The organism is Diaphorobacter sp. C33 (assembly GCF_030503915.1).
GTDB classification, from domain to species: Bacteria; Pseudomonadota; Gammaproteobacteria; order Burkholderiales; family Burkholderiaceae_C; genus Diaphorobacter; species Diaphorobacter nitroreducens.
Genome location: NZ_CP129980.1, coordinates 593,067 through 607,399 on the forward strand (window position 1 = coordinate 593,067; position 14,333 = coordinate 607,399).

The window sequence follows — 14,333 nt, forward strand, 5'->3', positions numbered from 1 at the left end:
GAAATCTGGCTCTTTCAGCCTCAATCCCCGCCATAACGGCCTTTGACCGGCACTGACCCGGCACCGATCCTGACGCCTGCGGCACGTTCCTGTGCCGCGATTTCCATAAGGAATCAGCGCAGGAGAAATCGGAGGCCAGGTCATGCAAGGGACGAACGTGCTGTTCGGTCAGATCGCCGTCGTATTCGGCACCGTGATCGCCGGCGTGTGGGGCGCCACACAATGGACAGCAGCGGCCCTTGGCTATCAAGTACGCCTTGGCTCGCCCTGGTTCGACTTCCTTGGCACGTCGATCTACCACCCGTGGAAGCTGTTTGAGTGGTGGTTCTTCTTCGGCGCCTATGCGCCGGAGGTCTTCGACACTGGCGGCACCATTGCGGGCGCCAGCGGTATGGCCGCCGTGGGCGTTGCCATCGCCATGTCGGTCTGGCGTTCGCGCCAAGCGCGCCTCGTCACCACCTACGGCTCTGCGCGCTGGGCTAACGCGCAGGACATTCGCAAGGCGGGCCTCACGCAGCCGGCCGGCGTGTTCCTCGGCCAGCACGACCGCCAGTACCTGCGGCATGAAGGTCCGGAACACGTCCTGACCTTCGCGCCTACGCGCTCGGGCAAGGGCGTGGGCCTGGTGGTGCCCACTTTGTTGAGCTGGCTAGCATCGGCCGTCATCCACGACATCAAGGGCGAGAACTGGAGCATCACCGCAGGCTGGCGCTCGCGCTTCTCGCATTGCCTGCTGTTCAACCCGACCGATGCGCAGTCGGCGGCCTACAACCCGCTGCTGGAGGTGCGGCGCGGCGCGCACGAAGTGCGCGACGTGCAGAACATCGCGGACATCCTGGTCGATCCCGAAGGCGCGCTGGAGAAGCGCAACCATTGGGAAAAAACCTCGCACGCGCTGCTGGTCGGCGCCATCCTGCATGTGCTCTACGCGGGCGAGGACAAGACGCTGCGCGGCGTCGCCAACTTCCTCTCCGATCCAGCCAGCCCATTCGAGCTGACCTTGCATCGGATGATGACCACGCCGCATCTCGGCGATGGGACGCATCCGGTCGTGGCCTCGGCTGCGCGCGAAGTGCTCAACAAGTCGGAGAACGAGCGTTCCGGCGTGTTGAGCACCGCCATGTCGTTCCTCGGCCTGTACCGCGATCCCACGGTGGCCGAAGTCACATCGCGCTGTGACTGGCGCATCGCCGACCTGATCGCCGCCGAGCATCCGGTGTCGTTGTATCTGGTGGTTCCGCCTTCGGACATTTCGCGGACGAAGCCGCTCATTCGCCTGATCCTCAACCAGATCGGGCGGCGGCTCACGGAATCACTCGATGGCTCCGACGGCATCGAGCGTCGCCACAAGCTGTTGCTGATGCTCGACGAGTTTCCGGCACTCGGGCGGCTCGATTTCTTCGAGACGGCGCTGGCCTTCATGGCCGGCTACGGCATCCGCAGTTTCCTCATCGCGCAGTCGCTCAACCAGATCGACAAGGCGTATGGGCAGAACCATTCGATCCTCGACAACTGCCATGTGCGCGTGACGTTCGCCACGAACGACGAACGTACCGCCAAACGGATTTCCGAGACGCTGGGCACCGCGACCGAACTGCGCGCGCAGCGCAACTACGCCGGCCACCGGCTGGCGCCGTGGCTGGGGCACCTCATGGTGTCGCGCCAGGAAACGGCCCGTCCGCTGCTGACGCCGGGCGAAGTCATGCAACTGCCACCCGATGAAGCGGTGGTGATGGTCTCCAGTGTGGCGCCGATCAAGGCCAAAAAGCTGCGCTATTACGCGGACGCCAATTTCAAGCGGCGCGTGCTGCCCCCGCCCACGCTGGCGGACGGGCTGTACGCAGACACGCCGCCGTCTCGGCCCGACGACTGGAGCGGGCTGGCGATTCCGTCGGTGCCCGCAGCGTCTGCCACGGCATCTGCCGATGGCCTGGAGAACTTGGGTTCGGCCGACGACGGCGGCCCACGCCGTCAGCCCGAGCTAACTGAGGCCGTCGCCTACGACCCCGGGCTGGCCGCGCCCGTGGCCGACCTTGGGCTGCTCGATGACGACGACGACCTTCCGCTTCCACTTCCTCGCCAGCTCGATCCGGCCATGCAGCGCACGGCCCGGCTGGCATCGCTGAACCCCAACGACGGAATCGACCTATGAGCCAATACCGCCTCAATCTGTTCATCCAGAACGAGCACGCCAAGCGCCTGGACGAGCTGGCCGCCAAGAAAGGCGTGTCCAAGTCGTCCATCGTCGCGGCGGCGCTCGCATCGTGGCTGTCGCCCGATGCGGCCGACCAGCGCGAAGCGGCGATTGCCAAGCGGCTGGATCGTCTGTCGCGCCAGGCCGAGCGCATGGAGCGCGACCAGAACATCGCCATCGAGACGCTGGCTCTGTTCATCCGCTACTACCTGACCGTGAGCACGCCGGTTCCCGAGGCGCACCAAGACGCGGCACGCGCGCAGGGCAAAGCGCGCTTCGAGCAGTTCACCGAGCAGCTTGGCCGCCACCTGCTGCGGGGCCGCAGCCTGGTGCGCGACGTGGTGGAGGAACTGCATCCCGACCCGATGCGAATGGAGGACGCGGCGGCGGCCACGCAAGCGCAGGAGCGCGCGTCATGAGCGCGGTGCCGAAAATCCCGCCCGAACCACGTTCGTCCGCTGCGACTTCGATGGATCGCCGTATCCAGATGCTGCGCACGGCGATGGGGCCGCTGATCGCCGCCGCGCTCGAAGACCCGGACGTGGTTGAAGTCATGCTGAATCCCGACCGGACGCTATGGGTGGATCGGCTTTCATCAGGCCGTGCGCCGATGGGCGTGGAGATGTCCGAAGCGGACGGTGAACGCATCATCCGGCTGGTGGCAGCCCACGTCGGCGCGGAAGTGCATCGCGGCCAGCCGCTGCTGTCGGCCGAGCTGCCCGAAACCGGCGAGCGCTTCGAGGGCATCTTGCCGCCCGCCGCGCCGGGGCCTGCCTTCGCGTTGCGCAAGCGCGCCATCGGCGTGATCCCGCTGGAGCGGTACGTCATCGACGGGATGATGACCAGCGCCCAGGCGGGCTTTCTCGTTCGCGCCGTGCGCGAGCGCCAGAACATCCTGATCGCCGGGGCCACCAGCAGCGGCAAGACCACGCTCGCCAATGCGCTGCTGGCCGAGATCGCCGCCACGGGCGACCGCGTGCTGGTGCTCGAAGACACGGTGGAGCTGCAATGCGCGGCGCGCGACCACGTTCCGCTGCGCACCCGCGCAGGCGTGGTGTCGATGACCGAGCTGGTGCGTTCCTCGATGCGCCTGCGCCCGGATCGCGTCGTCGTTGGCGAAGTGCGCGGCGCCGAGGCGTTGGATCTCATCAAGGTGTGGGGCACAGGTCATCCCGGCGGCATCGCCACGATCCATGCCGGCTCCGCGCTGGGTGCGCTGCTGCGCCTGGAGCAACTGATTCTCGAAGTGGCGGTGAATCCGCCCCGTGCGCTGATCGCCGAGGCGGTCAATGTGGTGATCCACATCGCTGGCCGTGGCCGCAATCGCCACGTCGAAAGCATTGCCCGCGTCGTCGGCTTTGACGGCGTGGGCTACCAACTGGCGGACGCGATGGATATGCCGTTTCCCGAGCTGCCATCGCAGTCCGACTTTTCTTCCCCGTCCCTCAACCACCTTGGAGAACTGCCATGACGCAGATGCACGTTCCTGCTTTCCGTATTTCCGTAAATCCGCTTTCTCATCTGACCGGCCTGGCACGGCTGCGCAGCCTGGCACGCCCTGCGGGGCAAGGGCTGCTGCTGGCCGCGCTGCTGCTGTTCCTGGCCGGAACGGCGCAGGCCGCCGGTTCCTCGATGCCGTGGGAAGGCCCGCTGCAATCCATCCTCGAATCCATCCAGGGTCCGGTGGCGCGCATCGTCGCGGTCATCATCATCATCGCCACGGGCCTGGCGCTGGCCTTCGGCGATACCTCGGGCGGCTTTCGCAAGCTGATCCAGATCGTGTTCGGCCTGTCCATCGCGTTCGCCGCGTCGAGCTTCTTCCTGTCGTTCTTCAGCTTCTCCGGCGGGGCGGTCGTATGAGTGCCCTGGACACCTTCGCGGACGGCTTCGAGGTGCCGCTGCATCGCTCGCTGACCGAGCCGATCCTGCTGGGCGGTGCGCCGCGCACCGTGGCGATTGCCAACGGCACGCTGGCCGCTGCCGTCGGCCTGGGCCTGCAACTGTGGATTCCGGGTGTTGTGCTCTGGATCGTCGGCCATTCGCTGGCGGTGTGGGGTGCGCGCGTTGATCCGCAGTTCATGCAGGTCTTTGCCCGGCACATCAAGTACCGCCCGCTGCTGGACGTGTGAGGGGAGGACGCCGCGATGCTGAACCTCGCCGAATATCGCCAGCGCCCAGCCTTGCTTGCCGACTGGCTGCCCTGGGCCGGGCTGGTCGCACTGGGCGTCGTCTTGAACAAGGATGGCAGTTTCCAGCGCACGGCCCGGTTTCGCGGGCCTGACCTCGACAGCGCGACGCAGGGTGAGTTGATCGCTACGTCGGCACGCTTGAACAACGCGCTGCGCCGCATGGGTTCGGGCTGGGCGCTGTTCATTGAAGCCGAGCGCCGTCCCGCTGCCGACTATCCACACTCGGAGTTTCCCGAGCCGCTGTCCTGGCTGGTGGACGAGGAACGCCGCGCGACCTTCGAGGAATCTGGCAATCACTTTGAGAGCGGCTATCACCTGACGCTGCTTTACCTGCCGCCGGAAGAATCCCGCGCCCGTGCAGCCAAGATGCTCTACGAGAACACGCCGACGAATGGCGTGGACTGGCGCGAGCGGCTGCAAGCGTTCGTCGCGGAAACGGATCGCGTCTTTGACCTGCTCGACGGCGTGATGCCGGAAATTGACTGGCTCGACGACGGGCAGACGCTGACCTACCTGCACGCGACCATCTCAACGCGGCGCTATCGCGTGGGCGTGCCCGAAGTGCCGTTCCACATCGACGCGCTGCTGACCGACTCCGCACTGGTCGGTGGCCTGGCGCCCATGCTGGGCGAGCAACACCTGCGCGTGGTGTCGGTGCGGGGCTTTCCGACCTCAACCTGGCCGGGGATTTTGGACGACCTCAACCGCCTGGGCTTTGCCTATCGCTGGAGTACGCGCTTTCTGTGCCTGGACAAAGCCGAGGCGGAAAGAGAACTCGCCCGCCTGCGCCGCCAGTGGTTCGCCAAGCGCAAGAACGTTATCGCGCTGCTGCGCGAAACCATCTTCCAGCAGGAATCGCCGCTGGTCGATACCGACGCCAGCAACAAGGCCGCCGATGCCGATGCCGCCTTGCAGGAGCTGGGCAGCGATCAAGTCGCCTTTGGCTACCTCACCGCCACGGTAGCGGTGCTCGACGCCGATCCTGCGGTGGCCGACGAGAAGCTGCGCATGGTGGAGCGCGTCATCCAGGGTCGGGGTTTCGTCACCATCCCGGAAACGCTCAACGCCGTGGATGCGTGGCTGTCGTCCATTCCGGGCAACGCCTACGCCAACGTGCGCCAGCCCATCGTTTCAACGCTGAACCTGGCGCACATGATGCCGGTATCGGCGGTATGGGCCGGACCGGAGAAGAACGAACACCTCGACGGCCCCCCGCTGATCGTGACACGCACCGACGGCGCCACGCCGTTCCGGCTTGTGACGCACATCGGCGACGTGGGCCACACGCTGGTCGCGGGGCCGACCGGCATGGGCAAGTCGGTATTGCTCGCCACGCTGGCAATGCAGTTCCGCCGCTATCGCGGTTCGCGCATCGTCGCATTCGACATGGGCCGTTCCATGCGCGCCACCATCCTGGGCCTGGGTGGCGAGCACTACGACCTCGGGACGGATGGCGAAATCGCCTTCCAGCCCTTGGCACGCATCGACCGCGAAGGCTACCGCACCTGGGCGGCAGAATGGATCGAAGGCCGCTTGCTGCATGAGGGCGTGGCGGTCGGCCCCGACGAAAAGGCGGCCATCTGGTCGGCGCTGGGAAGCCTCGCCGGTGCGCCGTTGGAGCAGCGCACGATGACAGGGCTTTCCGTGCTGCTGCAATCGAACGCGCTGCGGCAGGCGCTGTCGCCGTATGTGCTCGGCGGTGCCCACGGCAAGCTGCTGGACGCCGATCATGACCGGCTGGGCATGGCCGACGTGCGGTGCTTCGAGATGGAGGAGCTGATGCACAGCAAGGCCGCCGTCATGGCCGTGCTGCATTACCTCTTTGCGCGTTTCGATGAACGCTTCGACGGGGCGCCCACGCTGCTGATCCTCGATGAAGCGTGGCTGTTCCTCGATGACCCGGTGTTTGCCGCGCGCATCCGCCAGTGGCTCAAGACGTTGCGCAAGAAGAACGTCTCGGTGATCTTCGCCACGCAGAGCCTCGCCGACATCAAGGATTCGAGCATCGCGCCCGCGATCATCGAGAGTTGCGCAAGCCGCATCTTCCTGCCGAACCCGCAGGCCACCGAGCCGCAGATTCGCACGATCTACGAGGGTTTCGGCCTCAGCAGGCGGCAGATCGAGATCGTCGCCACCGCGCAGCCGAAGCGCGACTACTACTACCAATCCCGCCTCGGCAACCGCCTGTTCGACCTCGACCTGGGCGCCGCGACGCTGGCCTTCGCGGGTGCCTCCACGCCGCAAGACCAGCGCGACATCGACGCGGTGCTCGCTGCCGCTTCATCCGCATCCACTCCGTTCGCAGCCGCATGGCTGCGCCACCGCAGCCTTGATTGGGCGGCCGATCTGCTGCGCGATTTCCCCGGCCCTGCGCCGTGTGCCGCCCTCATCCCCAGCCATCCACAGGAGAACCAGCCATGAAAACCTATGTCCCCAAGCTCGCCGCGCTGACCGCCGCCTGCGTGCTCGCCTTCGGCGTCGCGCAGCCTGCGCACGCGCTGTTCGGCGTCGGCGACATCGTGCTCGACCCGACCAATCTGGTGCAGAACACGCTCACGGCGGTTCGCACGCTGGAGCAGATCAACAACCAGATCCGCCAGCTCCAGAACGAAGCGCAGATGCTCATCAATCAGGCACGCAACCTGGCCAGCCTGCCGTCCAGCGTGGTGGGCCAGTTGCGCGCGAACCTGGCAACCACCCAGCGCCTCATCGCACAGGCCAAGGGCCTGGCCTATGACGTGACGAGCATCGACCGCGAGTTCGCACGTCTGTATCCCGAGAAGTACGCCGCTACAGTGAGTGGCAACCAGATGTATCTCGACGCGCAGGAGCGTTGGAAGAACACGCTCAACGGACTGCAAACCACCATGCAGATGCAGGCCCAGGCGTCGCAGAACCTGAGCGATGACGAAAGCGTGCTGGCCGATCTCGTGGGCAAGAGCCAGTCGGCCGAGGGTGCGCTGCAAGCGATGCAGGCCATGAACCAGTTGTTGGCTTTGCAGGCCAAGCAGTCGATCCAGACGCAACGGCTGCAGATCACGCAAGACCGCGCGGCCTCGCTGGAGCTGGCGCGGCAGGCGGCGGCCACGGAGCGCGGGCGCGAGGTGACGCGCCGCTTCCTGGGCGAAGGCACGCCATACACGCCGCAATCCGTGAACTTCTACAACCGCTGACGGAGGCTGCCATGCAACGCACGCCCGTCGTGTTTGCTTTCGCCGTTCATGCGCTTGTGCTGGCCGGCTGTGACCAGCCGCAGCGGCTGTCGGTGGATGCGCTGGCCGCCGATGCGTCCCGGCTGCGTGCGTTGCGCGCGCAGTGCCGCGTGGGCGAGCACGACGGCGCGTTTTGCACGCAGGTGGCGCAGGCCGACCTGCGGCGCTTTCTCTCCGGCCACGCTGGGCCGGGCGAGTACCAGACGCTGGCCGACCTGCCGCCGATCCCGCCCAGCTTCGATGAACCCGCCGATGGCAGTGGGGCAATCGCTCTGCCTGAGCAGGAGGGCTCGCCATGAACGACGTGACGGTCATCGACCGCTTCCTCGATACCTTCTCGCGCTACATCGACTCGGGCTTCGGCCTGCTGCACGGCGAGGTGGCGTTTCTGACCGCCACGCTGATCGTCATCGACATGACGCTTGCCGGGCTGTTCTGGGCGATGGGCCATGCCACCGGCCAAGGCGAGGACGTGATCGCCAAGCTGATACGCAAGGTGCTGTACGTCGGTGCCTTCGCCTACATCATCGGCAACTTCAACTGGCTGGCCGGCATCGTGTTCCGCTCATTCGCGGGCCTCGGCCTGACGGCCAGCGGCTCGACCCTGAGCATGGAGAGCTTCCTGCAACCGGGCCGACTGGCGAAGGTCGGCATCGACGCCGGGGCACCGATCCTGAAGCAGATCGGCGACATGGCGGGCTTTCCCGAGGTGTTCGTGAACATCACGCCCATCGTCGTGATGTTCCTGGCGTGGCTGATCGTCCTCCTGTGCTTCTTCGTGCTGGCGATCCAGCTTTTCATCACGCTGATCGAGTTCAAGCTGACCACGCTCGCGGGCTTCGTGCTGGTGCCGTTCGCACTCTGGAACAAGACCGCATTCCTCGCGGAGAAGGTGCTGGGTAACGTGGTGTCTTCGGGCATCAAGGTGCTGGTGCTGGCGGTGATCGTGGGCATCGGCTCGGGACTGTTCGCCGAGTTTCAGGTACAGCCGGCCGAGCCATCCATCGACCACTCCGTGGTCGTGATGCTGGCCTCGCTGACGCTGCTGGCCTTGGGCATCTTCGGGCCGGGCATTGCAACCGGGCTGGTGTCCGGTGGGCCGCAGCTCGGCGCGGGCGCGATGGCCGGTGCCGCGCTGGGTGCAGCCGGCGCGGCCGTTGCGGTGGGCGCTGCGGCCACGGGTGTCGGCGGCGCAGTCGCTGCCGGTGCGCGTATGGCGCCCGCAGCCGCCAAGCTGGCCGGCAGCGGAGCGCGTGCCGCCGCTTCGACGGCCAGTAGCGCACGGTCGGCGTTCCAGGCTGGCTCTGCATCCGCCGGCGGAGGCCTCAAGGGCGCTGCCGCCGGCGTGGGCAATGTCGCCAAGACCGGCGCGCAGGCGGCCGGGCAGAAGGTGGCCGATGGGGCGCGCTCGATGAAGGAGCGTGTCGCCGCCGCCTTCCGGCCGGGCGACGCCGGATCGGCGTCGGGAGCCAGTGCCGCACAGACTGCGAACGAGCCAACCCCATCCACCGCGCAACCCGCCTGGGCCAAGCGCCTGCATCGCAGGCAGCAGCTCACCCATGCAGCGACGACCGCCGCCCACACGCTGCGCGGTGGCGACGGCGGCAGCTCTAGCCAAGGCCCGAGCCTGCGCGATTCCGATTCCTGATCTTCAAGGAGAACCCCATGCGATTCAAACGACCACAGGTGCGCTACGCCGACACGCCGCAACCTGCCACCCCATACCAATCCGCCGCGCAGGTCTGGGACGAGCGCATCGGCTCGGCCCGCGTGCAGGCGAAGAACTGGCGTTTCATGGCCTTCGGCTGTCTCACGCTGGCGGTGCTGATGGCGGGCGGCCTGGTGTGGCGCTCGGCGCAGTCCATCGTCACGCCCTACGTCATCGAGGTGGACAACGCGGGCCAAGTGCGCGCCGTCGGCGAAGCCGCCACGCCGTACCGGCCCAGCGATGCGCAGATTGCCTATCACCTCGGCCGCTTCATCGGCCTGGTGCGCTCGCTGTCCATTGACCCCATCGTGGTGCGACAGAACTGGCTCGATGCCTACGACTACACGACCGACAAAGGCGCCGTGGTGCTCAACGAGTACGCCCGTGTGAACGATCCGTTCGCGCGCATCGGCAAGGAATCGGTGACGGTGCAGATCAGCAGCGTGACTCGCGCCAGCGACACGTCGTTCAACGTGCGCTGGACGGAGACGCGCTTCGTCAACGGCGCATTGGATCGCACCGAACGCTGGAACGCGGTGATTTCCACGGTGCTGCAAGCTCCGCGCACCGAGCAGCGCCTGCGCAAGAACCCCTTGGGTATCTACGTCAACGGCCTGTCGTGGAGCCGCGAACTGGAAGCGAACGAAGGAGCCAAGCCATGAATGCACTTTTCCGTAAATCCGCCTTGCTGGTGATGCTGTTGGCTTCGACCGTACTGTTCTCGGGCTGCGCCACGCAGGGCAAGCCGCCGCCGTCCATCTCGCTTGATGAGCCGGTGCAAGCCCAGCCGCTGCCCGAGGCGCCGAAGCCGGTGGAAGTGGTGGCCGTGCCGCAGGTGCTGCCGATGCCGACGCAGATGAAACCCATCCCGGATGCCAAGCCCGCCGCGGAACCTGCCGATGAAACCGTGCGCGTGTCCCGCGCCAATGCCGAAGCGCGCATTGCGCCCACGCGCGAAGGCTACGTCAACGCGATTCAGGTGTGGCCTTTCACCGATGGTGCGCTGTACCAGGTCTATGCGGCCGTGGGCCGCGTGACCGTGATCGCTCTCCAGCCGAGCGAGGAACTGGTGACGGTGGCCGCCGGCGACACCGTGCGCTGGATCGTCGGGGATACATCGAGCGGCAGCGGTGATGCGCTGCGCGTCAATGTGATGGTCAAGCCCATCCGTTCGGGCCTCAAGACCAATTTAGTCATCACCACGAGTCGGCGTACCTACCTGCTGGAGCTGACATCGACCGAGAAGACGTGGATGGCGTCGGCCTCCTGGGAATATCCCAAGGACAAGATGCTGGCTTTGCAGCGCCAGGCACAGGCGGCCAGCGCCGCCGCACCGGTCGATGCCGGGCTATCGCTGGAGAAGATCCGCTTCCGCTATGCGGTCAGTGGCAGCAACCCGCCGTGGAAGCCGCTGCGCGCTTTCGACGATGGCGAGAAGGTCTACATCCAGTTTCCGCCGGGCATCGCCCAGGGCGAGCTGCCGCCGCTGTTCGTGATCGGTGCCCAGGGTGACGGGCAGTTGGTGAACTACCGCTTTCGCCCGCCGTACTACATCGTGGATCGCCTGTTCGGCGCGGCCGAGCTGCGCCTGGGCGGTGACAAGGGCGACGTGGTGCGGATCGAGCGCACAGATGGTGTCTCGGGTGGCACGCGGAGGAACTGACCATGAGCCAGGACGATTCCCCTGATCTTGCACCGCAGGCGGGCAAGGTCGCGCCCGAGGCGGTGGTGCTGCGCGCACAACCGCGCCCGGTCACGCGCCTGAATCGGCGCACCTTGGCCATCCTCACGGGCGGCCTGTCGGTCGCCGTGCTCGGGGCCACGATCTGGTCGTTGCAGCCGCACCGGCGCGCAAGCGAGCAGACCGAGCTGTACAACGTGGATCGCGTCTCGAAGTCCGAAGGGCTGGATGGCCTGCCGGCCGACTACTCGAAGCTGCCGCCGAAGGTGCCCGAGTTGGGGCCGCCGCTGCCGGGCGACCTGGGGCCGGCCATCGTGCATTCGCAGCAACCGGTGACGCCCACCTATGCGCCACCGGGCCACGACCCGGCCGACGCGCTGCGCAAGGAGGCCGATGCGGCGGCGGCTTCGTCGGTGTTCTTTCGCTCCGGCAACCAGGGCAAGGCCGCTGCGCCAGCCACGGCGCAAGTCGCTGCGACCGGCCCGACATCGGGCTTGGCGGGATTCGATCCGCTGGCGGCTGGCCCGGCCTCGACGGCGGCCCAGCCCGCCGACCCCACCGCTGTGCAGAACCGGCAAGACCAGAAAGAGGCCTTCCTGAAGGACGGTTCTACGGAAACCCGCAATTCCGGCAATCTGCAAATGCCGTCCTCGCCGTACCAGGTGATGGCCGGAACGGTGATCGCCGGGGCGCTGGTGACGGGCATCAAGTCCGATCTTCCGGGCGACGTGATCGCCACGGTGACGGAGCCGGTCTATGACACGGCCACGGGCAAGTTCCTGCTGATCCCGCAGGGATCGCGCATCCTTGGGCGCTACAACAGCCAGGTCAGTTATGGGCAGAGCCGCGTGCAGGTGGTGTGGAACCGGGTCATCCTGCCGGACACGTCTTCGCTGAAGCTCGACAACCTGGCTGGCACCGATCCGGCCGGCTATTCCGGCCTGGAGGATGGCGTCGATTGGCATTGGGGGCGCATCTTTGCGGGTGCGGCGCTGACCACGCTGCTGGGCGTGGGTGCCGAGCTGGCCGCGCCGGAGAACCGGCAGGATGGCAACCGCATCGTGATCGCTGGGCGCGACAGCACGCAGGACAGCATCAATCAAGTCGGCCAGGAGATGACCCGGCGCAACATGAACATCCAGCCGACGCTGACCGAGCGGCCGGGCCTGCCGGTGCGGATCATCGTCAACCGCGATTTGGTGTTGCGGCCTTACCAGCCGATGTTCTTCCAGCGGGGGGCGATGCAATGAGCATGACCAAGAAGCTGCGGCTCGGGCCGCTGCCCAAGACCGAGAGCATCAAGCTGACCTTCGCCTGCCCGGCCAGCCTGAAGGCCGACCTTGACCGCTACGCTGCGCTGCACGCGCAGGCGTATGGTGAGACGGTCGATGCCATGACGCTGATCCCGCACATGCTGGAGGCGTTCATGGCGGCGGATCGGGGATTCAAGCGGGGCAGGGGAGACGACAAGTAACCGTCTTTCCGCGCCGCTGCGCCGAATGGATGAGATTTTGGATATGTTGCCATCATCGTATTCAAACTACGACTGGGTACGCCATATTAAATTGACTATCGCTTGGAAAAGTTGTAAAAACCGTAGCATGGCTACGACTAATTCAAGCAAGCTAAACGCGCTCTACACCCGGCTGGCACCGGGAACGCCGCTGACCTCTGAGGACTTGGCGGCGTTGGGCATCTCTGCCGACCTGGCCGTTCACTACGTCCGGGCAGGGTGGCTCACGCGCCTGGCGCGGGGAGTGTTCTGCCGTCCGAACGACGTCCCGGCGCTCCATCCCAGCCTGCTGCTGTTGCAGCGCCAATTCGAGGGGTTGCACGTCGGCGGCAAGTCGGCGCTGGACTGGTACGGTGTGCGGCAGTACGTGTCGCAGCAGCCGGTGCTGCACCTGTATGGCTGGAAGGCAGCGCGCTTGCCGCAATGGTTCACCGAACGCTTCCCGGCCGAGTACCACCGCAAGCGGCTGTTCGATGAGCAGCCGGACGCCTTGCTGCACGTCGGCCCGTTCGAGAAGCGCAGCGGGGCGCCGCAGGTGTCGGCGCCGGAGCGCGCATTGCTGGAACTGTTGAGCGAGGTTGGCGTGCGCCAGCCCTTGCAGGAAGCCCGCGAACTCGTCGAGAGCGCCTACGGCCTACGCGCCGATGTGCTGCGCGAACTGTTGCAGCACTGCACAAGCGTCAAGACCGTGCGGCTGTGCCTGCAACTCGGCCGCGAGGCGTCACTGCCTTGGGCGGCCAAGCTCGATCCGGCCACGCTTCCGACGGGTAGCGACCGGCCCTGGGTGTCCCGGTCGTCCGACGGCCTGCTGGTGCTCAAGCCATGAACCAGACCTATCTCGATACCGCGCGCCTGCTGACGCAGGTAGCGCCGCTGGTGTTCGCGGATGACACCTTTGCGCTGAAGGGCGGCACGGCGATCAATCTGTTTGTGCGCGACATGCCGCGTCTGTCGGTCGATCTCGATCTGGTCTTTCCCGATCACACGCTGCCGCGTGACGAGGCGTTGGCGCGTATCAACGAGGCCGTTCGGCAGGCCGCCGAGCGGTTAAAGAAGCGGGGATTCCAGACGCACGCACCAGCGGCAGCAGCAGGGGAGACGAAGTTGCTGGTGCGTCGCGGCTCGATTCAGGTCAAGGTCGAAGTCAACTTCGTCATGCGCGGCACGGTGCAACCGGTGCGCCGCGCTTCGCTGACGCCGATTGCCCGCGACACTTTGCTGGCTGATCTGGAGATCCCGGTGGCGTCGCTGGAGGACGTGTACGGCGGCAAGCTGGTGGCGGCACTGGATCGGCAGCACCCACGTGACCTGTTCGACGTGATGCAGCTCTTTGCGCATGAGGGCATCACGCCCGGCATCCGGCGTGCCTTCGTGGTCTACCTGGCCAGCAGCAATCGGCCGATCCATGAAGTGCTATTCACGCCCCTGCGGGACATCCGGCATGACTATGAGCACAACTTCCAAGGCATGACGGCCGAGCCCGTGCCGCTCGATGCGCTGCTTGCTGCCCGCGAGCGCATGGTGCGCGAAATCCAGCAGGGCTTGGACGACGACGAGCGGCGCTTCCTGCTGTCGCTGGCCGCTGGCACGCCGGAGTGGTCGCTGCTGGGCATCGCACACCTCGAACATCTGCCTGGCATCCGCTGGAAGCTGCGCAACCTGGCGCAGTTGCAGAAGACCGATGCGAAGAAGTTTGCCGAGCAGGCCGACTTGCTCGCTACGCGACTGGCTGCGGTATCCTAAGCGCTGATTGATGATGAGCCGATGCCGCGTAAACCCGCGCCAGCAAAGGACCTGTTTTTCTGACGGTAAAAGCGACGGTAACGGCCTATGTCG

15 protein-coding genes are annotated in these 14,333 nt (G+C 66.3%); all 15 read left to right on the top strand.

Annotated features, from left to right (window positions below):
* Window positions 1-142 precede the first annotated feature (142 nt).
* The 15 genes from QY917_RS02880 (at window position 143) to QY917_RS02950 (ending at window position 14,240) form a co-directional block, all read left to right on the top strand.
* The gene (locus tag QY917_RS02880) at window positions 143-2,152 is read left to right on the top strand and encodes a conjugal transfer protein TraG (RefSeq protein ID WP_054666165.1); all 2,010 of its coding nucleotides are present in this window, start codon (window positions 143-145) and stop codon (window positions 2,150-2,152) included.
* On the top strand, window positions 2,149-2,613 hold the full coding sequence (locus tag QY917_RS02885; protein WP_123676506.1) for a ribbon-helix-helix protein, CopG family: 465 nt from the start codon (window positions 2,149-2,151) through the stop codon (window positions 2,611-2,613). Before QY917_RS02880 ends, QY917_RS02885 begins: the two co-directional genes overlap by 4 nt.
* Window positions 2,610-3,665, top strand: a complete 1,056-nt coding sequence (gene trbB / locus QY917_RS02890; protein ID WP_054666162.1) for a P-type conjugative transfer ATPase TrbB — start codon at window positions 2,610-2,612, stop codon at window positions 3,663-3,665. Before QY917_RS02885 ends, trbB begins: the two co-directional genes overlap by 4 nt.
* Window positions 3,662-4,054 carry a TrbC/VirB2 family protein gene (locus QY917_RS02895; RefSeq protein ID WP_054666159.1) on the top strand — a complete coding sequence of 131 codons (393 nt, stop codon included), beginning with the start codon at window positions 3,662-3,664 and terminating at the stop codon, window positions 4,052-4,054. Before trbB ends, QY917_RS02895 begins: the two co-directional genes overlap by 4 nt.
* Window positions 4,051-4,323, top strand: a complete 273-nt coding sequence (locus QY917_RS02900; protein ID WP_054666156.1) for a VirB3 family type IV secretion system protein — start codon at window positions 4,051-4,053, stop codon at window positions 4,321-4,323. The genes QY917_RS02895 and QY917_RS02900 overlap by 4 nt, the downstream gene beginning before the upstream one ends.
* Window positions 4,324-4,338: 15 nt before the next feature.
* Complete coding sequence (gene trbE / locus QY917_RS02905) at window positions 4,339-6,804, top strand: conjugal transfer protein TrbE (RefSeq protein ID WP_054666146.1); 2,466 nt, start codon at window positions 4,339-4,341, stop codon at window positions 6,802-6,804.
* A complete protein-coding gene (gene trbJ / locus QY917_RS02910) occupies window positions 6,801-7,556 on the top strand; it encodes a P-type conjugative transfer protein TrbJ (RefSeq protein WP_054666143.1) in 756 nt (251 codons plus the stop codon). The genes trbE and trbJ overlap by 4 nt, the downstream gene beginning before the upstream one ends.
* Window positions 7,557-7,567: 11 nt before the next feature.
* On the top strand, window positions 7,568-7,894 hold the full coding sequence (locus QY917_RS02915) for a hypothetical protein (RefSeq protein ID WP_054666141.1): 327 nt from the start codon (window positions 7,568-7,570) through the stop codon (window positions 7,892-7,894).
* Complete coding sequence (gene trbL, locus QY917_RS02920) at window positions 7,891-9,243, top strand: P-type conjugative transfer protein TrbL (protein ID WP_054666138.1); 1,353 nt, start codon at window positions 7,891-7,893, stop codon at window positions 9,241-9,243. The genes QY917_RS02915 and trbL overlap by 4 nt, the downstream gene beginning before the upstream one ends.
* 17 nt (window positions 9,244-9,260) lie before the next feature.
* Entirely contained in the window at window positions 9,261-9,965 is a 705-nt protein-coding gene (gene trbF, locus QY917_RS02925; protein WP_054666135.1) for a conjugal transfer protein TrbF, read from the top strand.
* Window positions 9,962-10,966, top strand: coding sequence for a P-type conjugative transfer protein TrbG (gene trbG, locus QY917_RS02930; RefSeq protein WP_054666133.1), 1,005 nt, complete (start codon window positions 9,962-9,964; stop codon window positions 10,964-10,966). The genes trbF and trbG overlap by 4 nt, the downstream gene beginning before the upstream one ends.
* A 2-nt stretch (window positions 10,967-10,968) precedes the next feature.
* Complete coding sequence (locus QY917_RS02935; RefSeq protein WP_054666130.1) at window positions 10,969-12,234, top strand: TrbI/VirB10 family protein; 1,266 nt, start codon at window positions 10,969-10,971, stop codon at window positions 12,232-12,234.
* Window positions 12,231-12,458 (top strand): DUF2274 domain-containing protein, encoded by a 228-nt coding sequence (locus QY917_RS02940; RefSeq protein WP_054666128.1) that lies wholly within the window; start codon window positions 12,231-12,233, stop codon window positions 12,456-12,458. The genes QY917_RS02935 and QY917_RS02940 overlap by 4 nt, the downstream gene beginning before the upstream one ends.
* A 127-nt stretch (window positions 12,459-12,585) precedes the next feature.
* Window positions 12,586-13,323 carry a type IV toxin-antitoxin system AbiEi family antitoxin gene (locus tag QY917_RS02945; RefSeq protein ID WP_054666126.1) on the top strand — a complete coding sequence of 246 codons (738 nt, stop codon included), beginning with the start codon at window positions 12,586-12,588 and terminating at the stop codon, window positions 13,321-13,323.
* On the top strand, window positions 13,320-14,240 hold the full coding sequence (locus tag QY917_RS02950) for a nucleotidyl transferase AbiEii/AbiGii toxin family protein (protein ID WP_054666124.1): 921 nt from the start codon (window positions 13,320-13,322) through the stop codon (window positions 14,238-14,240). The genes QY917_RS02945 and QY917_RS02950 overlap by 4 nt, the downstream gene beginning before the upstream one ends.
* Window positions 14,241-14,333 lie beyond the last annotated feature (93 nt).